This window comes from Devosia enhydra (genome assembly GCF_900119845.1).
Lineage (GTDB): Bacteria > Pseudomonadota > Alphaproteobacteria > Rhizobiales > Devosiaceae > FPKU01.
Genome location: NZ_FPKU01000001.1, coordinates 1,892,662 through 1,912,927 on the forward strand (window position 1 = coordinate 1,892,662; position 20,266 = coordinate 1,912,927).

Sequence of the window (20,266 nt, forward strand, 5' to 3'; positions counted from 1 at the left end):
CTCAGGACCCGGCCGGAAAGAGGCCGCGCGGCCGGAAGACGAGGATGACCACCATGACGAGGTAGATGAGCATGGAGGCGAGCGAGGAGCCGGTGGTGGCCGCAGCCGAGGGCCCGAGCAGGCCGGACAACACGCCGGGCAGCAGGGCCCGCCCCATCGTATCGACCACGCCCACGAGGATGGCGCCGATGAGCGCCCCGCGATTGGAACCGATGCCGCCGATGACGATGACGACGAAGGCGAGGATGAGCACCGGCTCGCCCATGCCCACCTGCACCGATTGCAAGGGCCCGATCATCGCCCCGGCCAGGCCGGCAAGCCCGGCCCCGAGCGCGAAGACGACGGTGTAAAGGGTGCGGATATCGACCCCGAGCGCGGCGATCATCTCGCGGTCGCTCTCGCCGGCGCGGATGCGCATGCCCAGCCGTGTGCGCGAGATGAGAAGATAGAGACCGATGGCGACGGCAATGCCCACCCCGATGATGGCGAGCCGGTAGATCTGGTAGCGCGAGCCGCCCGGCAGCGGAACGGTGCCCTGCAGGATGGCGGGAATATCGAGATAAAGCGGGAACGGGCCGAAGAGCCAGCGGGTGGCTTCGGAAAAGACGAGGATGAGCGCGAAGGTGGCCAGCACCTGATCGAGATGGTCACGGCCGTAAAGCCTGCGGATGACGAGGATTTCCATCAGCGCGCCGGCCGCGGCGGCGGCAATCAGGGCGCCGATCAGCGCGAGAAAGAACGAGCCCGTCCACGCCGCGACGGCGGCGCAGGCAAAGGCGCCCACCATGTAGAGCGAGCCATGGGCGAGGTTGATCAGCCCCATCACCCCGAAGATCAGGGTGAGGCCGGCCGCCATGAGATAAAGCATAACCCCGAGCTGGAGCCCGTTGAGCAGCTGTTCGACGAGAAGGGCGCTGGACAAGGGGCTCCACTCTTGGGTTTGGGCGGCGGCATTCGGGCGAGGCTGCGGAGAATGCCGCCCCGCATCGGGTCGTCCCTGCGAAAGCAGGGACCCCTGTTTACGCCTCGCGATCCCGGAACGGAGGTCCCTGCTTTCGCAGGGACGACAGGGTGGGGAGGGCGACCCGGTAGGCCGGGACGCCCCCGTGGCGATGGGCGGGTTTTAGAGGCTGCAATCCTTGGCGTAGGCGTCGCCATGGTCGGTAAAGACGGTGGCGATGATCTTGTTGGTGATCACGTCACCCTCTTTCACCACCTCGCGCATGTAGAGATCCTGGATCGGATGCTGGTTGGTGTTGAAGGAGAACTTGCCGCGCACCGAGGCGAAATCGGCTTCCTTGAGGGCAGCGCGGAAGGCATCCTTGTCGGTGACGCTGGCCTTGGCGGCGGCCGAGAGGATGAGGTTGGCCGTATCAAAGGACTGGGCGGCATAGACCGACGGCAGGCGGCCATATTCGGCCTGGAACGCTTCGACAAAGGCCGCATTGGCCGGATTGTCGAGATCGGGCGACCAGGAGGCGGAGTTCTTCACCCCGACCGCCGCATCGCCGATGGCGCCGAGCACATCCTGCGAGAAGGAGAAGCCGGGCCCGAGCAGCGGGATGCCGACATCGGACTGGGCGTATTGCTTGGTGAAGGCGATGCCCATGCCGCCGGGCAGGAAGATGAAGACGGAATCGGCGCCCGAGGCGCGGATCTGGGCGATTTCGGCGGCGTAGTCGGTCTGGCCGACCTGGGTGTAGACCTCGCCGGCCAGCGTGCCCTTGTAATAGCGCTTGAAGCCGGTGAGCGCATCCTGCCCGGCCGGATAGTTGGGCGCCATGATGAAGGTGTTGGAATAATCGATATTGGCGTATTCGCCCGCCGCTTCGTGGAAATTGTCGTTCTGGTAGGCGACGTTGAAATAGTTGGCGTTGCAGGCGGCGCCGGCCAGCGGCGACGGCCCGGCATTGGGCGAAAGATAGATGATCTCCTGCGCGGTGACCGAGGGCACGACCGCCATGGCGAGGTTGGACCAGATGATGCCGGTCAGCAGATCCACCTTGTCGGACTGGATCATCTTGTCGGCGATCTGCACGGCCAGTTCGGGCTTTTGCGCATCATCCTCGACGACGAGCTCGATCTCGGCATTGCCGGCCTGCTTAAGGGCGAGCTGGAAGGCGTCGCGGACATCGATGCCGAGGCCGGCGCCACCGCCCGACAGCGTCGTGATCATGCCGATCTTGATGGGCTCGGCCAATGCCTGCCCCGCAACGCCGGCCGAAAGCGCGAACGCCAGTGCCGCCAGAATCTTCCCCATGACAATCCTCCAGAAAATCGTTTTGCCGAATTGGCCCTAACATGCCTGATTGGTCGGGCATTTCCAGCCCAATTGCGGCCCGGCCGGTACGCTTGCCCGGCTCATTGCGCCATGAGCGCCCGGCAGAGCGGATGATCGGGGTCGGAAAGCCCGTCGATGACGTTGAAATGGTGCCGGTCGGGCTCCTCGACCGCGTCGGTTGCGGCGCCGAGGCCCTTCCAAATATTGGCCAGAAGCGCGTTCTGGCGCAGGAATTCCGAGCGCTCGGCCGCCCCGACCCAGCAGATGAGCCGCGTGCCCGGAAGGGGCGCAAGCAGCGCCGGGCTTTCGGCTGCCGCCATGGCATCGAGCCCGATGGTTGCGTTCATGCCGGTGTTGAGCAGCGGGCGCAGATCATGGAGGCCCGAAAGCGAGAGCGTGAGCGCGATGCGGGCCCAGAGCGCCTCGGGCAGCGGTGAGGTGTGCGACACCATGCGGGTGACGAGCTGACCTCCGGCCGAGTGACCGACGAGGCGGATGGGGCCGGGCACGAGATCGGCGGCCCCAGCTATGGCATGCGCCATTTCGAGCGTGATTGCGGCGATGTTGGCTTCGGGGCAGAGGGTGTAGCTGGGCATCGCGACGGCATGGCCATGGGCCAGCGGACCGGCGGCGAGGTGGGACCAGTAGGATTTGTCGAGCCTCAGCCAGAAGCCGCCATGGATGAAGACGACGAGGCCCTTCGGCGTCCCCTCTGGCAAGAAGAGATCGAAGCGGTTGCGGGGCGCTTCGCCATAGGCGAGATCGAGGCGGGCGCGACCTTCGGCCAGGAGGCGCTCGCGAAACGCGGCGGCCGGGGCGACCCAGGCGGACGGCCAGCGTTCGCCTCCCGGAATGTTGGGCCCGTTGGCGTAGGCATCGTCCCAATCTGTGATCGCGTGCAGCATGTGGCCCCCTGCCCTGCGCTTCGTCGCGTTTCCGGACGGCGAACCGGTGTCCACTCACCTGGAAACGCTTTTGCGGCCGGGACGATAGGCAGGCAATGCCGGCTTGGCAACCGATGCCGGAGCTAGGGCCTGCGCCCGCTGGTCCAGCCCAGCCGGGCCTCGATGCGGCGGGCGCTCGATTTGACCAGTTCGATGAGGTCGGGATCGGATTGCCCCACCTTGCTCTCGGGCACGACGATGGAGATCGTGGCCTGGCAGGCACCCGACCGGTCGCGGATGGGGGCGGCGATGCAGGCGACGGAAAAATCCGATTCGCCGGCCTGGATCGAAAGGCCCTGATCGAGCGCCTCGCGGGCCGAGCGGGCCAGCACGTCGGGGTCGAGTTCGGCCCGGCCGGTGGGCGAGCGGCGCGCCGAGCGCTGGAAGATGGTGCGCAGCTCATCCTCGGGCAGGTGCCCGACGAGCAGGCGCCCAGAGGCGGTCCAGTTCAAGGGGCTGCGCGTGCCGATGCGCGAGGTGACCTGGAAATGGTCGGCGCCCTCTTCCATGGCGATCACCACAATATTGTCCTGATCGCGGCCGCAGACCTGCACGGTCTCGCGCGAGGCGCGGGCCAGCTCGTGCATCTCGTGGGTCGCGACCTGGAGCAGATCGAGGTTGCGGGCATAGGTCAGCCCGTAGTGATAAAGCCGTGGCCCCAGCCAGATAAGGCCGTTGCCGTCGCGGGTCAGCAGGTCTTTTTCGACGAGATCGTCGATGATGGCATAGATGGTGGAGAGGGGAGCGCCCACCGCCTGGGCGATCTCATAGGCGGTGGCGGCGCGCTCTTCGCCCTGCAGGTGATCGAAGATCTGCAGGGCCCGGTCGATGCCGCTGGTGCGCGAGCGCCTGGCATGCGGCTCGGCGGGATCGAGGGTCTTGATGGCGGCCATGAACGGGTTCCTTGCGTGACCCGACAGATGCACCCTCAATCGGGCCAGTTCAATATGCTCGCTTCGCGGGCCAGCCAGAACTGATCGAGGGGGGTCACGACCGGCTCGTTGGCGCCGCGCACCTTCTCGAACTCCTCGCCCAGCCTTTCGGCCACGACGAATTCCTCGCCCGGATGCAGGTTGCAGGGATCGAGGAAGATATAGCCATGCTCGGCCTCGTGATCGCGCACGATGACCGGACGGTCCCCCTGCCCCATGCGGGTGGCAAAATCCCAGGCGGAGATGCGCGCGATCTCGGGATCGATGGCGAGCTTGAGGCGGTCGAGGGGATTGTTGGTGGGGTCGGGCACGATGGTGGCGGTGACGCCGGGCCGGTCGGCCAGCGCCTTCAGCCACACATCGAGCGCCGCCTGCTCGCGGGCGCGGATGCCGGCATGATCGCGCGTCTTCCACGCCTCGAGCGCGGCGATGACACCGGCGATGCTTTCCTTGCCCACCTTGATGCCGCGCCCGATGCCGCGGTTCTGGAGGTAAACGGCGCGTACCAGATCCTTGGAGCCGGCAACGATGCCGCTGGTCGGTCCGCCGAGGAATTTATGGCCCGAATAGAGCGCGAGGTCGGCGCCCTGGGCGAGAAAGCCGCGCAGATCATATTCGGAGGCCGCATCGACGATGACCGGCACGCCGCGCTCATGGCAGATCTTGGCGAAGGTGGTGAGCGGGATCTGCCCGTAATCGACGACGTGATGGGAGACGACGAACACGGCGGCCGCCGTGCGCTCGGTGATCGCGCCAGCCAGCTGATAGGCATGGGCGCTGGTGGCCTGGCCCACCGGCACGACCTTGCCGCCGGCCATGCGGATGGCCTGCTCGACGGGGGCGCCATAGGAAACCATGTGGCCCGTCTGGATGACGACCTCGTTTGGCCGGGTGCCGGTGTCGGGCAATTGCTCGATGGCATAGAGGTCGGTGCCGGTGATGGCGGCGGCGACCGACAGCGTGATGGCGGCCGAGCAGGAGGCGGTGACAAAGCCCGCCTCGGCGCCGGTGAGTTCGGCGATGGTGCGGCTCGCGACCCGGTGCAGGTCGCCCATCTCGGTCCATTCGGTGAGGACGGCGCGGACGGCTTCGACCGCCTCGGGCACGACGATGGAGGCCCCGAGCGAGGTCATGGTGCCCGAGACGTTGATGACGGGGCGAAGGCCGAGGCGACTGCGGATATCGGAGGACATGAGCGTGACGGGTCCGAATGAGGAGGGATCAGCGGAAGGCGACGATGGCTTCGATTTCCACCGTAATGCGGTTGGGCAGCGAGCCAAAGCCGACGGCGGAGCGGGCATGCACGCCCTTTTCGCCGAAGATGGCGTTCAGAAGGTCCGAGCAGCCATTGATGACGGCCGGATGCTCGCCGAAATCGGGGGTGGCATTGACCATGCCCAGAAGCTTGACGATGCGGGTGACGCGCCCGAGATCGCCCAGTGCCGCATGCATCACCGAGATCAGGTTGATGCCGGTGAGGCGGGCATGGGCATAGGCATCGGCGACCGACACATCCTCGCCCACACGGCCGGTATGCAGGGTGCCATCGGCTTCGAGCGGCCCCTGCCCCGAGAGGAACAGCAGATTGCCCTCGATGACATGGGTGACGAAATTGGCGATGGGCGCCGGCGCCGGCGGCAGGATGATGCCCTCGGCCGCGAGCCGGTCATAAGGGGTCGGGTCGGGCTGGAGGGCGCGCTCGGGGCGGGTCATGGGGTACTCCGGGAAAGTCACGTCTGGCCCTCAGGCCAGTTCGGCATGGCGGATGCAGGCGACGTGGTGATCGCCCCCCAGATGGGCCACCGGCGGCACGATATCGGCGCAGGCGGGGATCGCCATGGGGCAACGGGTGCGAAAGACGCAGCCCGAGGGCGGGTCGAGCGGGGACGGGATGTCGCCCTGAAGCGGCACGCGCTCGCGCCGCCGCGTCGGATCGGGGATGGGCGCGGTGGCGAGCAGCGCGCGGGTATAGGGATGACGGGACGCCGCATAGACCTTGCGGCTCGGTCCCCGCTCCATGACGCGCCCCAGATACATCACCACCACATCGTCGCAAAGATATTCGACCACCGAGAGATCGTGGGCGATGAACAGCATCGAGAGGTTGAAGCGCTTCTGCAGGTCGCCCATGAGGTTGAGCACCTGGGCCTGCACCGAAACGTCGAGCGCCGAGACCGGCTCGTCGGCGACGATGAAATCGGGCTCGACGGCCAGCGCCCGGGCAATGCCGATGCGCTGGCGCTGGCCGCCCGAAAATTCATGCGGAAAGCGCCGCGCGTGATCGGGCGAAAGCCCGACGATGGACAGGAGCTCGGCCACCCGGTCCTTGCGGGCGGAGCCGCGCGGAAAGCGCGCGGCATCGAGCGCTTCGCCCAGGATCGCATCAATGCGCATGCGCGGATTGAGCGAGGAGAACGGGTCCTGGAAAATGATCTGAAGGCGCTTGCGATAGGCCTTCATCTCGCGCTCGGAGAGCGAGAAGAGATCGACCCCGTCAAACACCGCCTTGCCGCCCGAGGGTTCGATAAGGCGCAGCACGGTGCGGCCGGCGGTGGTCTTGCCCGAGCCGGATTCGCCCACGAGCCCCACCGTCGTGCCCTTGCGGACCGAAAAGCTGACATCGGAGACCGCGTGCACGACGCGGCCATTGCGGGCGAGGAACCTCTTGCTGAGGCCTTCGACGGAAAGCAGCGGCGCCTCGACGGGGCTCATATCTCGTGGCTCCTGATGCAGCGCGACACGGTGTTGGCGCCCACTCGGACGAGCGGCGGCAGCGCTTCGGTGCAGGCCGGGATGCGGTAGGCGCAGCGCGGCTCGAAGGCGCAGCCGGGCGGCAGCGCGGTGATGGGCGGCACCGAGCCGGGGATGGAATAGAGCGCGCGGCGGGCGCCATCGGCACAAAGATCGCGCTCGGCATCGGGGGTGCAGGCGAGGAGCCCGCGCGTATAGGGATGGGCCTGATGGGCGAAGAGATCGAGCACCGGCGCCTGCTCGACAACGCGCCCGGCATACATCACCACCACCTCATGGGCGATCTCGGCGACCACGCCAAGATTGTGGGTGACGAACAGGATCGACATGCCGAACTGCGCCTGGAGGCGCCGGAGGAGATCGAGTATCTGCGCCTGGATGGTGACATCGAGCGCGGTGGTGGGCTCGTCGGCGATCAGCAGCGAGGGCGAACAGGCGAGCGCCATGGCGATCATGACGCGCTGGCGCATGCCGCCCGACATCTGGTGCGGATAATCATCGAGCCGGCTGGCGGCATCGGGAATTTCGACATGGCGCAGCATGTCGAGAGCGCGCTTGCGGGCCTCGGCCCGGCTTACCGGCTCGTGCAGCGCGATCATCTCGCCGATCTGGTCGCCCACGGTATAGAGCGGGTTGAGGCTCGTCATCGGCTCCTGGAAGATCATGGCGATCTCGCGCCCGCGCAGGGCGCGGAACTGGCGCGGGGCGAACCGCGCCAGATCGTGGACGCTGCCCGTGCGGTCGCGAAACAGGATCTCCCCGCTCTCGATGGCCCCGGGCTTGGCCAGCAGCCCCATGATCGAGAGGCTGGTGACGGACTTGCCGGACCCCGATTCTCCCACCACCGCGAGGGTCTGGCCGCGCTTGAGGTCGAAGGTGACGCCATCCACCGCCTTGGCGGTGGAGCGCTTGGCCTTGAACCACGTCCGAAGATCGCGGACCGAGAGAATGGTGTCCTCGGGCAGGGTCATGAGATCCACCCGCAATGCGGGCAGGCATGGCCACCCTCATCGTGCCGGTGTGGCTGGTGGCGCGAGGCCGGCACGGCTTCGGCCCCGAGGATCGCCCAGCGCGGCTCGAAGATGGCTTCGATGGTGGAGCGGGCGCCCTGGCTGTCCTTGACCTCGAGGGTGGAGGGCACGAGATCGAACAGTGTGAACTCGGCCGGCTTGCCCTTGGCGAGCAGATCGGCATGGGGCCGGTTGATGGCCTTTTTCGGCGCCGTGGTGGCGGCAACCACCGTATCCTCGAAGCCCATGCCGAGCGCGTGCAGCTTGGAGATGGTTGTGGCCAGATCCCACACCGCGCCATCGAGCGAGCGATTGTGCAGATCGGTGGAAATCGTGGTGGGCTTCAAGCCGCGTTCGAGCGCGATGCGGCCGACATCGAAGGAAAAGCTCGCCCCGCCATGGCCGACATCGAGCACGATGCCACGCTTTGCCGCATCCTCGGCCAGCCGGTAGAGATCGTCATCCTCGATGATCGAGCCGCCATGCTTGCCATTGAAGCAATGCGTGACGATGTCGCCTTCGGTCAAAAGCGGCAGGATGTCGTCATAGAGCGGGGGCGGCTCGCCCACATGCACCATGATGGGGAGCTTTGTGATGCGCCCGATCTTCTTGGCGAGCTTGACCGGAACGAGATCCCAGCCCCCGGTGATCACCGCGCTGGCGCGGACCTTCAACCCGACGATGACGTCGCGATTGGCCTCGATGACGGCGATGGTGCGATCGATGTCGATCGAGCGCATGTCCATGAGCTCGCTGACCCGATTGCAGGCCACGAGCCCGATCGAGCCCAGATTGAGGAAGGCGTAGACGTTCTCGCGCGCCGGCTCGATGATGAATTCGCGCAGGCCCTGGAAATTGCCTTCGCCCGCCGAGCCGGCATCGACGATGGTGGTGACCCCGCGCGCCGCCCCGCCCTGTTCGGGCCGTATGGAAATGTCGGTGCCGCCATACCAGACATGGGCGTGAAGATCGGTCCAGCCTGGCGAGATATAGGCGCCGGCGGCGTCGATGCGCTGTGCGTCGATGCTGCCATCGGACCCCAGCGATGGGCCGAAATCGAGGATGGCGCCATCGGTGCCGATGAGCACGTCGAGGCGCTCGGGCAGGCCGGGCTGGCCGAAGGCCAAGGGCCGGGCGTTGGCAATGAGGAGCTTCTGCTCCTGCGGTTTGAAGCGGTTATCGAACATCACACATCCTTGGCGAGGCGCGGGTCGAGGAAGTCGCGCAGGCCGTCTCCGAGAAGCTGAAGGCTGAGCACCGTCAAGATGATGGCGCTGCCGGGGAACCACATGATCCACGGCGCCTGATCGAGGAACTGGCGGCCCACCGAGATCATCGTGCCCCAGGTGGGAATGTCGGGCGAAATGCCGACCCCGAGGAAGGACAGCCCGGCTTCGGCCAGAATGGCATTGGCGAAAATGAAGGTCGCCTGCACCAGCAATGGCGAGGTGACGTTGCGCAGGACGTGCCGCACGAGGATCACCGGCGTCGGTACCCCAAGCGCCCGTGCCGCCTCGACATAGGGCAGTTCGCGGATGACGAGGGTGGAGGCGCGCACGACGCGGGCGAGGCGCGGCGCATAGACGATGCCGAGCGCGATGACCACATTGGTCGCCGACGGCCCGAGCGCGGCCACCAGCGCAATGGCGAGGAGGATGTCGGGGAAGGCCATCATCGCATCGATGAGGCGCGAGACCGGCGCATCGAAGCGGCGGAAAAACCCCGCCACGAGCCCCAGCGTCACCCCGATCAAAGAGGCGAAGATCACCACCGCAAAGCCCACCCCCAGCGAGGTGCGGCCCGAATGGAGCACGCGCGAGAAGACGTCGCGGCCCAGCTCGTCGGTACCCATCAGATGCGCAAGGCTCGGCCCCTGCAGGCGGAAGCGCACGGCGATCTGCCCCGGCGCATAGGGCGCGATCAGCGGGGCCAGCACCGAGAGCACGATGACGATGGTGACGATGATGAGCCCGATCAGCGCCGTGGGGCGGCTGGCGATGCGCATCAGGAGATTGGGTTCGCGCGCCATGCCGGCGCCAGCTGTCGCGGCCATCAGTAGCGCACCCTCGGGTCAACGAGCAGATAGAGCATGTCGATGATGAAATTGACGAGCACATAAAGCCCCGCCACCACCAGCAGCGCGCCCTGGATGACGGGATAATCGCGCCGCAGCACCGCCGAGACGATGAGGCTGCCCACCCCGGGCAGGCCGAACACGGTTTCGGTGACGATGGCGCCTGAGATCAGCAGCGCGGCGGTCAACCCGACTACTGTGAGGATGGGGATCAGCGCGTTCTTGAAGGCGTGGCGGACGACGACGCGCCATTCGCCCATGCCCTTGGAGCGGGCGGTGCGGACATAATCGTCATTGAGCACATCCAGCATCGCGGCGCGGGTGAAGCGGGTGATCAGCGCGGACGATATCAGCCCCAGCGTGAAGGCGGGCAGCACGAGGTGATGCATGCGCTCGGCAAAGCTCGCCCCCGGCCCGCCAAAGCCGGAGGTGTTGAACCAGCCCAGCTGCACGGCAAAGACCTGCATGAAGATCAGCCCGAGCCAGAAGCTGGGGATGGAAGCCGCGAGCATCGCGAGGGTCGTCGCCGCCTGGTCGAACAGCGTGCCGCGCCAATAGGCCGAGAGCACTCCGACCGGCAGGGCGATGGCGGTGGCGATCAGAAGCGAGAAGATGGTGAGAAAAAAGGTCGGTTCGGCGCGCAGCCACAGCGCCTGCGCCACGGGGATATTGAGGAAGATCGAGGTGCCGAGATCGCCCCTCAGCAATCCGCCGAGATAGGTGACGAACTGCTCGGGGATCGAGGCATCGAGCCCCAGCCGCTGCCGGAGGCTGGCAATGTCTGCGGCGGTCGCATCGGGCCCGAGCATCACGGCAGCGGGATCACCGGGGGTGACGCGGACGATGATGAAGACGATGGTGACGACCAGCGCCATCACGATCGCCATGCCGAGGAGCCGGTTGAGGGCAGCGCGGAGCATGTGGGATGACCTCGGGGAACGGGGTAGCCCCACCGCAGCCAATTTTTAGCGTTTCCGGACGGCGAACCGGTATCCACTTCGCCTGGAAACGCTCCGGCCGCGGCGGGAGCGATCAGCGAAGGGCCTTATTCGGTGAGATAGGCGTTCCAGAAATACGGCCAGGGCGAAACGGTGACGCCTTCGAGCTTGGGCGACTGGGCGGCCAGGGCGTTGAAATTGCCGACCTTGTAGGCGGGCACTTCATCATAGATCACCTGCTGCACCGCCTCGAACAGGGCGACGCGCTTGGTCGGGTCGCTCTCGGCGTTGAAGGCGTTGACGGCCGCATGCTTGGCATCGGTGGCCCACCAGCCCGGCGAGGTATCGGACATGATGCCCATCAGGGACGGCTCGGGCAGGAAGGGGCTGTGGGTGATGTAGATATCCCAGAGCGCGGGGTTGGCCCGGTTCTGGGTGAGGGTCGCCCACTCCACCACATCCATCTGCACGGTAAAGCCGGCGGCCTCGAGATAGGCCTGGGCGACCTGCGCCATCTTGTAGTGATATTCGTACTGGCGCGAGGTGAGGATGCGCAGCGGCTGGCCGCTATAGCCCGCTTCGGCCAGGAGCGCCTTGGCCGCCTCGGTGTCGCCGGCCGGCTTGTAGGGCTCGGTCGCGGTTTCGGTGTGCCAGACATAGCCTTCGGGATACCAGGCGCCGTCGACGGCAAAGAAATTCTCCGAGCCGAAGGCGGCCAGCAGCATATCCTCGGGGGCGAGGGCCGCCTGGATGGCCTTGCGGACGCGGATGTCGGAGTTGAGCCCTTCTTGGGTGTTCATCACGAACACCGGCCAGCCGAACGGCGCCAGCACCACCGGCTCGGTGGCCCCGGACGACACGCGGTCGAAGGCCTCGACCGGCAGCTGGTCGACATAGGCGAACTGCCCGGCCACCGCGCCCTCGACGCGGGTGTTGGGATCGGGCACCGGCACGAAGCGGATTTCATCGAGATATTGCAGGCGCGCACCGCCGAAGCCATTGGGCTCGCCATCGCGCGAGGCATACTCATCAAAGCGCACGAGCTGGATATACTGATCGGGCACGCGGGCTTCGAGCTTGTAGGGCCCGGTGCCGACATAGGCCTCGAGCGGGTCCTGCGCGGCGTTTTCCTCGGGGATGATGATCGCCGCCGCATTGTTGAGCGAGAGCAGCGAGAGGAGCGGCGCGTAGGGGGTGTTGAGCGTGATGGTGACGGTGGCATCATCGGTGGCGGCGACGGTCTCGATCACCGCATCGGCCTGCTTGCCGCGGCTGGCAATGCGCATCCAGCGCTCGAGCGAGGCCACGACGTCGGCCGAAGTCATCTCCGAGCCATCATGGAAGGTGACGCCGGTGCGCAGCGGGATGGTGTAGGTCAGCCCATCCTCGGAGATCTGCGGCATGTCGGCAGCGAGCAGCGGGGTCGCCGTCCAGTCCTCGGCGAAGGTGTAGAGGGTCTCGTAGATGTGCTGGGTGATGATGCCGACGAGATCGGCGGTGGAGGCCATGGGGTCGAGGGTGGGCGGCTCGCCGATGGTCGCCACGTCGATCACCCCGCCAGCGGTCTGGGCAAGAGCGGAACCATTGGCGGACATCAGCGCGATGACGGATGTGGCAAGCGCCAGGGCAAAAGGCTTCATGTCGTTCCCTTCCTTATATTCCCTTATAGTGGAATATATCCTCTAGTTACGGATTAAGCTTGCATGGGGTGGATGATCCGTCAAGCGGGTGTGGGGCTGGCTTGCGAAACGCCTCTGAGCGATCGACGTCTCTCTCTTGAAGGAAGGGAGTTGGGTAAAGGGTGCGCGGGCTCGGCTGGAGGCGATGGTCTGAACCCCTCATCCGGCCCTGCGGGCCACCTTCTCCCCTCAGGGGAGAAGGGAAAGGGGGGCCCGTTCGCCCCCAGCGTTCGCCCGATTTCAGGCTCTATCGCTCCCTCTCCCAGCCGGGGAGAGGGCTGGGGTGAGGGGTGCGGGCTTTCGGCTCAATCACCGAGTCTGAACCCCTCATCCGGCCCTGCGGGCCACCTTCTCCCGCAGGGGAGAAGGGAAAGAGGAGAAAAACGAAAGGCCCACGCGAGGGGTCGCGTGGGCCGTTGTGTGGGGCTGGCGTTCAGTCGAGGATCAGACGCGGGCCTTCTGGACGAGGTTGGCGAGGAGGCGGAAGGCGCCGGGGGTGAGTTTGTCGAGCTGGTGGTGCAGCACGAGGCTCGTATGGGTGTGGCGGCCCTCCCCGATCTCGGCCGAAAGCAGCGAGCCTTCGAGCGGCTCCTCGCCCGGATCGCTCATGGCGAGCAGCGGCACATAGACCGGGTCCCATTCGGAAGCGAAATAGAGCCCGCGCTCCTTGTCCCAATTGGCCCAATCTTCCGCCCCGATGACGTTGGGGTGGTTGAGCAGCGGATGGTCGGGGGCAAGGACTTTGACCTCGGCCTCGGCATCGGTGACGCGATAGCGGATCGAGGGCGTGCCGATGGTGATGGGCGCGAGCGGCACGGTATCGACGTTCCAGCCATCGGACGGGCGATGGTAAAGCGTGACGAGGTGGCCGCCATTGCGCACCCATTCATGCACGCCGGGCAGCGCCGCGACGAGATCGGGCCGGCGCCCGAAGGAGAAGATGCCGACCACGAGACTGTCGAGATCGCGATAGGCGCCCGCCTCCATGTCGGCCGGCGTCAGCTCCCTGAGGTCGACCCCGAGGCGCCGGAGCCAGGTGGCGACATTGTCGTTGCCGCCCCCGATATAGCCGACCTTCGCGTCGGGCAGCACCGCGCCCACCGACTGCACCGGCACTGCCACCTCGGTGGGTACCACCGACCGCCCGATATGGGGATAGGTGAAGACGTTGATGGCATAGGCCTGCTTGTCGAGCAGCTTGGGCGAGATGGTGATGCGGGTGGTGCCGAGGTCCGAGGGCGGGGCAAGCTCGAAGGTCCCGGCCTCGCGCCCGGTCTCGCCGGTGGCCGTGATGGTCCAGCCGGCGGGGAGGTCGAAATCGAGATCGGCCGTGGTGGCACCGGCAACGACGGCGGTCATCTCGACCGGGCTGATCGCCTGCTCGGTGTTGAACACCACCGCATCGGGCTTGAGCTCGAGCGAGGCCTCGGGAAGGATGCGCAGCGCATCCTCGAGATCGATGTCGAGCACCGCCTTGTGGCCCTCGATGTCGACGGCGAGCCGCACGAAGGCGTCGCCATTGCCCCCGAGCGGATCGAACTGCTCGGCCAGAGGATTGGTGAGCGCGGCATCGCCGGCGACCGACACCTTGACGCCATCGGCGGTGGTTTCGCCGGCGATACCCTCACGGGCGACAACCGCGATGCTGTCGATGGTGATGGCATCGGGGGCATCGACGATGGTCTTGACCACGATATCCTGGCCTGGCCGCAGATCGCCCCCATCGGTGAAGGCGCGGATATGCATGCCGGCGGCAGTGGCCAGCGCCAGATCGATCTCGCGGATCTTGCGATCGAGCCGGTGGGCGGTGACGTCCTCGAGCTCGGCGGGCAGCTGGGCGCGGGCCTCGCCGACGGCCTTGGCGATCTCGACGAGACGCGTGGTGACCGCGACCGGATCGCCATAATCGGCAATGGCTTCCTCGATCAGCCCCTGCGCGTTGCGCAGCGCATCGGCGGCGGAGGCCGGCATGCCATCGATATCGGCGATATGGCCGACCGTGGCGATGAGGCCCTCGCGGATATCGGCTTCCTCGCGCCCGGCATTGCCATCAGCCGCCCAGGAGAGGTTGAGCTCCCACTCGGTCTGCGGATCGGGGCGCCAGCGGCCCATGCCCTGGGTGAGGTGGCACGAACGCGACCACTCGCCCATCTGCGGGAAAGTGGCGCCGGAGATCGGGTCGCGCTCGGGCGCCTTGATCACGAGGGTCTTGGGCGGGGGCGGAATCTGGTCGTCATAGACGCCACCGCCGCCGCCATAGGCCGGCTGGTAGATCTTGGGCACGCGCCAGGGCTTGAGGCCCGAGGCGATCTGATCGGGGAATTCGGCCGGGTTGTCGGAGATTTCGGCGACCACGAAGGTCGCGACATTGGCGGCGCGGTGATGCCCGTGCTGGCCCGGCACATCGAGGAAGCAGTTCATGATGACGTCGGGCTTGTACTGCCGGTACGCCCAGGTCATGCGCTCGATGACGCGGTCGCGGCCCCAGCGGTCGATGGTCTGGTTGGGGTCCTTGGAGAAGCCGAAATCATGCATGTGGTCGTTGTGACCCTGGCTGCCGAAGGCCAGTGACGCATCGAGCGAACGGGAGGCTTCGGTCATCTCGCGGGTGCGCAGCACGCCCAGCACCGAGCCGCGCTCGGGGCCGATGGCGTTCTGGCCGCCCTCGCCGCGCGTAATGCAATAGAGAACCGAATGAATGCCATAAACGTGGCGCAGGGCCGCCAGCATGCCGCTGGGCTCGTCATCGGGATGGGCGCCGGTGGTCATCAGCGTCACCGTCGAGGTGAGCCGCTCCAGCTGCCGGTAGAGCTTGACGATGGCCGGCTCGGCCTTCTGCGCCGCGATCAGTTCCAGATGGGAGGCCGGGGCCGCGAAGGCCGGAATCTGGCTTGCAGCCAGAAGCGCCGGCACCGATGCGACGAATGTCCGCCGAGTCAATCGTGTCATCTTGATCCTCACTTTCTCAAGCCGGCCGCGTCGCGAATTCCCCCTCGGACGCCGCCAGCATTCAGGACTATGAGCGCGTCATTAACTTAACTCAAGTGTGTTAATCTGATGATCACGTTGTCTTTCCAGACACATAGACCGAACACCCGAAGATGCGGACTGCCGATGAGCCGCGGGCGCAAGCGGATTAATCCGGCGCAGAGATGGGGACACATGACGATTTCGTCACAATCGACTCGCCCTGCAGGCGGGGCTTGATTAGAGACGGCGCACGATCTCCGTCTGCCCCGGGAAAGCACATGTCGAAGCCCGCCATCGACAAGGACCTCAAGCGTGTGTCGCAATTGGGCGGCGCCGCTACCGCCAATGCCCGCGCCATTGCCGCGCCGGGGGTGGCACTGCTCTTTCTGGCGGCCGCGCTGGTCTGGGCCAGCTGGGCGACGGCGGGCGGACCGCAGGGCTATTTCATCGTCATCGCGACGGTGATCGCCGCCTATATGGCGCTCAATATCGGCGCCAACGACGTGGCCAACAACATGGGCCCCGCCGTCGGCGCCAAGGCGCTGACCATGGGCGGGGCGCTGGCGATCGCCGCGATCTGCGAGGCGGCGGGCGCGCTGCTGGCGGGCGGCGACGTGGTCACCACCATCTCCAAGGACATCATCGTCGCCGAAGCGACGCTCGATGGGCGCAGCTTCGTGCTGGTGATGATGGCGGCCCTGCTGGCCTCGGCGCTCTGGGTCAATCTCGCGACGATCCTTGGCGCGCCGGTCTCCACCACCCATTCGGTGGTGGGCGGGGTGGTAGGCGCCGGCGTCGCCGCGATGGGCTTTTCCGCCATCGCCTGGCCGACGCTGGGCCGCATCGGTGCAAGCTGGGTCATCTCGCCGCTGACCGGCGGGCTGCTAGCTGCGGTGTTTCTGGTCATCATCAACGCCACCATCCTCAGCAAGCAGGATCGGACGGCGGCAGCCCGTATCTGGGTGCCGGTCTTCGTGGCGCTGATGAGCGGCATCTTTGCCATGTACATGGCCGAGAAGGGATTGAGCCGCATGTGGTCCCCTGCCCCGACCACGGTATTGGCCATCGGGCTGGGGATTGGCGGGCTGGGCTGGCTCGTCGCCATCCCCTGGGTGCGGCACGGCACGGCCGAGGCCGACAATTCGAAAAAGCATGTCGGCCGGCTCTTCCGCCTGCCGCTGATCATCGCCACCGCGCTGCTCTCGTTCGCGCATGGCGCCAACGACGTGGCCAATGCCGTGGGGCCGCTCGCGGCGATCGTTTCGACCATCGGCGGTAACGGGGCCGGCGATGCGGTGGAATTGCCGCTCTGGGTGCTGGCCATCGGCGCCATCGGCATCGCTCTGGGGCTTGCGCTGTTCGGGCCGCGCCTCATCCGCACGGTGGGCGAAAAGATCACCAAGCTCAACGAGATCCGCGGCTTCTGCGTGGCGCTGGCGGCGGCCGCCACGGTGCTGGTCGCCTCGGCGCTGGGGCTGCCCGTGTCATCGACCCATATCGCCATCGGCGCGGTGTTCGGCGTGGGCTTTCTGCGCGAGGGGGTCTCGAACCGCAACATTCGCAACAAGGCGGTGAGCCCGGACGGGGTCTTTCTCAAGACCGACCATCTCAACCGCACACCCGAGGAAGCGATCGCCAATTTCCAGAAGCGGCAGCGGCGCTACCTGGTGCGGCGCCAGCATGCGCTGTCGATCGCGACGGCGTGGATCGTGACGGTGCCGGCCGCGGCGCTGCTGTCCGCAGTGGTCTACTGGCTGATGGCGGCCCTGTTCGCCGGCTGAGCCCGGCCGCGACCCAGCTCGCGCTGGGCGAGCGCCACCGCGACATCGGCCAGCCCCTCATGGGTGATCAGGCGGCGCGCTTCGGCGAGAACAGCCCAGTGGCGATAGCGCTGGCCCTGCTCCTTCCAATCCTCGCGCTGGTGGGTGACGCGCAGCGGAAAGATCTGCACTTCCACCGGCTTGGGCCGCTCGGCGGTGACGGGCAGGACATAGGAGCCGATGGGCACCTGCTCGATCTCGCCTTCGACCCCGGCTTCCTCATAGGCCTCGAGGGCAGCGCTCTCCCACGGCGTCATCCCCTCGATCCGGCCGCCCTTTGGAAAGATCCACTTGCCGCGCCCGCGCGAGGTGATGAGCAGCACGACGAGCTGCCCGTCGCGCACGGTATAGGGCAGCGCGCCGAATTGCGGGCCGGCCGGCTCCTGACGGGCCGGAAAAAAGGATCGGAATAACGCAGTCAGTCTCTTGAACATCCAACCGGTGCCGCACGCGAATCGCTAGGCGATACAATGTGGCTAGCCCGGAGTCGGAGGCAAGGGCCTCGATGGCCCGGCGGGGGTGCTGGGAGGTGCCATCCGCTACGTCACAGGCGCCGAGATTGACGCTTGCGCTGCAATTTAAGTAATGTAATATCATTACATACACCGCCGCCGACGGGCTGTTGGGGTCCGCCTCGACTTGCAAGAACAGCGCGCGGATATCCGGCTGCGCCAAGGCCGCAGCATCCCTCGGGCGGACACCCGCCCTCCCCTCACCAAGGCACGAGACCCATGAAAAAGCTGCCCGTAACCGTGCTCTCCGGCTTTCTGGGCGCCGGCAAGACGACGCTGCTCAACCACATTCTCAACAATCGCGAAGGCCGGCGCGTCGCGGTCATCGTCAACGACATGAGCGAGGTCAATATCGACGCCGCGCTGGTGCGCGACGGCGGCGCCAATCTCAGCCGCACCGACGAAAAGCTCGTCGAATTCTCCAATGGCTGCATCTGCTGCACGCTGCGCGACGACCTTCTGAGCGAGGTGCGGCGCCTGGCCGAAAGCGGCCGTTATGATTACCTGCTGATCGAAGGCACCGGCATCGCCGAGCCGCTGCCCATCGCCACCACCTTCGATTTCCGCGATGAAACGGGGCGCAGCCTCTCCGACCTCACGCGGCTCGACACCATGGTCACCGTGGTCGATGCCGCCAATCTGCTCAAGGACTACGCATCGTCGGATTTCCTGCGCGATCGTGGGCAGACGGCGGGAGACGGCGACGACAGGGCCCTTGTCGACCTACTGGTCGAGCAGATCGAGTTCGCCGATGTCATCGTGCTCAACAAGATCTCCGAGGCCGGCCCTGAGGCGCAGGCCGCGGCCCGCACGATCATCAGGGCACTCAACCCCGGTGCCCAACTGATCGAGACCGATTTCGCCCACGTTCCGCTCGATCGCGTGCTCGATACCGGGCTCTTCAGCCTCGAACGGGCCGAGACCAACCCGCTGTGGTTCAAGGAACTCAACGGCTTTTCGGACCATGTGCCCGAAACCGAAGAGTATGGCATCCGCGCGTTCGTCTACCGCGCCCGCCAGCCCTTCAACCCGGTGCTGCTGGCAAAATTCATCGCCCGCCCCTGGCCCGGCGTGGTGCGAGCCAAGGGGTTTTTCTGGCTGGCGACGCGGCCCGACCATGTCGGCGAACTGAGCCAGGCCGGCGCTCTGGTGCGCACCGGGCGGCGCGGGTTGTGGTGGGCTGCGGTACCGCGCCGCCGCTGGCCGGACGATCCGGACTGGCTCGCCGCGATGCAGCCCTATATCGACCCGGTCTGGGGCGACCGCCGGCAGGAGCTCGTGTTCATCGGCACCAACCCGATGGACGAAGCGCGCATCCGCCGCGACCTCGATGCCTGCCTCGTGCCGGCCCGCCAGATGCTGCCCGACGTCTGGAGCCAGTTGCCTGATCCTTTTCCCAGCTGGAGGGCGGGGTGATCGCCGGCTGGGATAGTGCTTGATGCCTTCGCGAAGGTTTGATCCACGCCCCTGTGGGAGGGGTGACGAGGCAGACAGCATTGTCGCAGTCGCCGATGCCACGTTTCGATCCACGCCCCTTTGGGAGGGGCGACGACGGCCTCGCTTGGGCCTTTCTCGATCCAGCCGTTTCGATCCACGCCCCTGTGGCAGGGGCGACAGTCCGGCACGATGTGGGCGAAGTTCTCGTGGCGCCAGTTTCGATCCACGCCCCTGTGGGAGGGGCGACGCGGCCGGGGATGGCGAGATCACCCGCGTATGGGGGTTTCGATCCACGCCCCTGTGGGAGGGGCGACCGCAGCCTTCGCCCAATCGCCACAAAGCACGCGGTTTCGATCCACGCCCCTGTGGGAGGGGCGACCCGAGCTCGAACGGATCGCAGCCAAGATGGCTGAGTTTCGATCCACGCCCCTGTGGGAGGGGCGACCGACCGCTTCGAAGGGGTCCGAAAGGGTGTCGAGGTTTCGATCCACGCCCCTGTGGGAGGGGCGACGACGGGTGGGAGGATGCCCAAGCACCCGTGCATATCGTTTCGATCCACGCCCCTGTGGGAGGGGCGACCCCCCGCTGTCAGCGAGCCCGTGTTCCGCTTTGCCGTGTTTCGATCCACGCCCCTGTGGGAGGGGCGACACGCCTGCCCCGTGCGCTTCACGTCGTTGATGCGACGTTTCGATCCACGCCCCTGTGGGAGGGGCGACCGCTCGTGGCACTTTGGGCGGCCGGCGCGGATGTAGTTTCGATCCACGCCCCTGTGGGAGGGGCGACACGCCTGCCCCGTGCGCTTCACGTCGTTGATGCGACGTTTCGATCCACGCCCCTGTGGGAGGGGCGACCGCTCGTGGCACTTTGGGCGGCCGGCGCGGATGTAGTTTCGATCCACGCCCCTGTGGGAGGGGCGAC

Annotated in this window: 16 protein-coding genes and 1 CRISPR repeat array; of the genes, 2 read left to right on the forward strand and 14 right to left on the reverse strand. The window is 66.6% G+C overall.

What is annotated here, in order from left to right; genetic code table 11:
• Window position 1: 1 nt before the first annotated feature.
• The 13 genes from BT183_RS09065 to BT183_RS09125 all read right to left on the reverse strand — a co-directional run bounded on the left by BT183_RS09065 (window position 2) and on the right by BT183_RS09125 (window position 15,558).
• Complete coding sequence (locus BT183_RS09065; RefSeq protein WP_072341213.1) at window positions 2–922, reverse strand: branched-chain amino acid ABC transporter permease; 921 nt, start codon at window positions 920–922, stop codon at window positions 2–4.
• A gap of 201 nt (window positions 923–1,123) precedes the next feature.
• Complete coding sequence (locus BT183_RS09070; protein ID WP_072341216.1) at window positions 1,124–2,260, reverse strand: ABC transporter substrate-binding protein; 1,137 nt, start codon at window positions 2,258–2,260, stop codon at window positions 1,124–1,126.
• Between the two features lie 101 nt (window positions 2,261–2,361).
• Window positions 2,362–3,186 carry an alpha/beta hydrolase gene (locus BT183_RS09075; protein ID WP_072341219.1) on the reverse strand — a complete coding sequence of 275 codons (825 nt, stop codon included), beginning with the start codon at window positions 3,184–3,186 and terminating at the stop codon, window positions 2,362–2,364.
• 122 nt (window positions 3,187–3,308) lie between these two features.
• Window positions 3,309–4,118: an IclR family transcriptional regulator gene (locus BT183_RS09080; RefSeq protein WP_072341223.1), complete on the reverse strand. Its 810-nt coding sequence runs from the start codon at window positions 4,116–4,118 to the stop codon at window positions 3,309–3,311.
• A 35-nt stretch (window positions 4,119–4,153) separates the two neighbouring features.
• The gene (locus BT183_RS09085) at window positions 4,154–5,350 is read right to left on the reverse strand and encodes an aminotransferase class V-fold PLP-dependent enzyme (RefSeq protein WP_072341226.1); all 1,197 of its coding nucleotides are present in this window, start codon (window positions 5,348–5,350) and stop codon (window positions 4,154–4,156) included.
• A 28-nt stretch (window positions 5,351–5,378) separates the two neighbouring features.
• Window positions 5,379–5,870: a RidA family protein gene (locus BT183_RS09090; protein ID WP_072341230.1), complete on the reverse strand. Its 492-nt coding sequence runs from the start codon at window positions 5,868–5,870 to the stop codon at window positions 5,379–5,381.
• Between the two features lie 30 nt (window positions 5,871–5,900).
• On the reverse strand, window positions 5,901–6,869 hold the full coding sequence (locus tag BT183_RS09095; protein WP_072341233.1) for an ABC transporter ATP-binding protein: 969 nt from the start codon (window positions 6,867–6,869) through the stop codon (window positions 5,901–5,903).
• Complete coding sequence (locus tag BT183_RS09100) at window positions 6,866–7,879, reverse strand: ABC transporter ATP-binding protein (RefSeq protein ID WP_072341236.1); 1,014 nt, start codon at window positions 7,877–7,879, stop codon at window positions 6,866–6,868. The genes BT183_RS09095 and BT183_RS09100 overlap by 4 nt, the downstream gene beginning before the upstream one ends.
• A complete protein-coding gene (locus tag BT183_RS09105; protein WP_072341239.1) occupies window positions 7,876–9,105 on the reverse strand; it encodes an amidohydrolase/deacetylase family metallohydrolase in 1,230 nt (409 codons plus the stop codon). Before BT183_RS09105 ends, BT183_RS09100 begins: the two co-directional genes overlap by 4 nt.
• Window positions 9,105–9,974: an ABC transporter permease gene (locus BT183_RS09110; protein WP_425290553.1), complete on the reverse strand. Its 870-nt coding sequence runs from the start codon at window positions 9,972–9,974 to the stop codon at window positions 9,105–9,107. The genes BT183_RS09105 and BT183_RS09110 overlap by 1 nt, the downstream gene beginning before the upstream one ends.
• Window positions 9,971–10,912, reverse strand: a complete 942-nt coding sequence (locus BT183_RS09115; protein ID WP_072341245.1) for an ABC transporter permease — start codon at window positions 10,910–10,912, stop codon at window positions 9,971–9,973. Before BT183_RS09115 ends, BT183_RS09110 begins: the two co-directional genes overlap by 4 nt.
• 125 nt (window positions 10,913–11,037) lie before the next feature.
• Window positions 11,038–12,570, reverse strand: coding sequence for an ABC transporter substrate-binding protein (locus BT183_RS09120; protein WP_072341248.1), 1,533 nt, complete (start codon window positions 12,568–12,570; stop codon window positions 11,038–11,040).
• A 483-nt stretch (window positions 12,571–13,053) separates the two neighbouring features.
• Window positions 13,054–15,558, reverse strand: a complete 2,505-nt coding sequence (locus tag BT183_RS09125; protein WP_072341251.1) for a PIG-L family deacetylase — start codon at window positions 15,556–15,558, stop codon at window positions 13,054–13,056.
• Between the two features lie 299 nt (window positions 15,559–15,857).
• Here BT183_RS09125 and BT183_RS09130 point away from each other — a divergent pair, with 299 nt between their 5' ends.
• Complete coding sequence (locus BT183_RS09130; RefSeq protein WP_072341254.1) at window positions 15,858–17,360, forward strand: inorganic phosphate transporter; 1,503 nt, start codon at window positions 15,858–15,860, stop codon at window positions 17,358–17,360.
• On the opposite strand, the gene BT183_RS09135 is transcribed toward BT183_RS09130, so the two are convergent.
• A complete protein-coding gene (locus tag BT183_RS09135; RefSeq protein ID WP_072341256.1) occupies window positions 17,327–17,833 on the reverse strand; it encodes an NUDIX hydrolase in 507 nt (168 codons plus the stop codon). The two genes, BT183_RS09130 and BT183_RS09135, sit on opposite strands and share 34 nt — an antisense overlap.
• A gap of 297 nt (window positions 17,834–18,130) precedes the next feature.
• Here BT183_RS09135 and BT183_RS09140 point away from each other — a divergent pair, with 297 nt between their 5' ends.
• Window positions 18,131–19,327 (forward strand): GTP-binding protein, encoded by a 1,197-nt coding sequence (locus BT183_RS09140; protein WP_072341259.1) that lies wholly within the window; start codon window positions 18,131–18,133, stop codon window positions 19,325–19,327.
• A gap of 35 nt (window positions 19,328–19,362) precedes the next feature.
• Window positions 19,363–20,266: direct repeats of the CRISPR family, unit length 32 nt; unit sequence GTTTCGATCCACGCCCCTGTGGGAGGGGCGAC.

Coding starts and splice junctions, on each gene's coding strand:
- BT183_RS09140 (WP_072341259.1), top strand. CDS start 18,131: ATGAAAAAGCTGCCCGTAACCGTGCTCTCCGGCTTTCTGGGCGCCGGC.
- BT183_RS09095 (WP_072341233.1), bottom strand. CDS start 6,869: ATGAGCCCCGTCGAGGCGCCGCTGCTTTCCGTCGAAGGCCTCAGCAAG.
- BT183_RS09135 (WP_072341256.1), bottom strand. CDS start 17,833: ATGTTCAAGAGACTGACTGCGTTATTCCGATCCTTTTTTCCGGCCCGT.
- BT183_RS09125 (WP_072341251.1), bottom strand. CDS start 15,558: ATGACACGATTGACTCGGCGGACATTCGTCGCATCGGTGCCGGCGCTT.
- BT183_RS09085 (WP_072341226.1), bottom strand. CDS start 5,350: ATGTCCTCCGATATCCGCAGTCGCCTCGGCCTTCGCCCCGTCATCAAC.
- BT183_RS09070 (WP_072341216.1), bottom strand. CDS start 2,260: ATGGGGAAGATTCTGGCGGCACTGGCGTTCGCGCTTTCGGCCGGCGTT.
- BT183_RS09115 (WP_072341245.1), bottom strand. CDS start 10,912: ATGCTCCGCGCTGCCCTCAACCGGCTCCTCGGCATGGCGATCGTGATG.
- BT183_RS09075 (WP_072341219.1), bottom strand. CDS start 3,186: ATGCTGCACGCGATCACAGATTGGGACGATGCCTACGCCAACGGGCCC.
- BT183_RS09080 (WP_072341223.1), bottom strand. CDS start 4,118: ATGGCCGCCATCAAGACCCTCGATCCCGCCGAGCCGCATGCCAGGCGC.
- BT183_RS09105 (WP_072341239.1), bottom strand. CDS start 9,105: ATGTTCGATAACCGCTTCAAACCGCAGGAGCAGAAGCTCCTCATTGCC.
- BT183_RS09120 (WP_072341248.1), bottom strand. CDS start 12,570: ATGAAGCCTTTTGCCCTGGCGCTTGCCACATCCGTCATCGCGCTGATG.
- BT183_RS09130 (WP_072341254.1), top strand. CDS start 15,858: ATGTCGAAGCCCGCCATCGACAAGGACCTCAAGCGTGTGTCGCAATTG.
- BT183_RS09100 (WP_072341236.1), bottom strand. CDS start 7,879: ATGACCCTGCCCGAGGACACCATTCTCTCGGTCCGCGATCTTCGGACG.
- BT183_RS09090 (WP_072341230.1), bottom strand. CDS start 5,870: ATGACCCGCCCCGAGCGCGCCCTCCAGCCCGACCCGACCCCTTATGAC.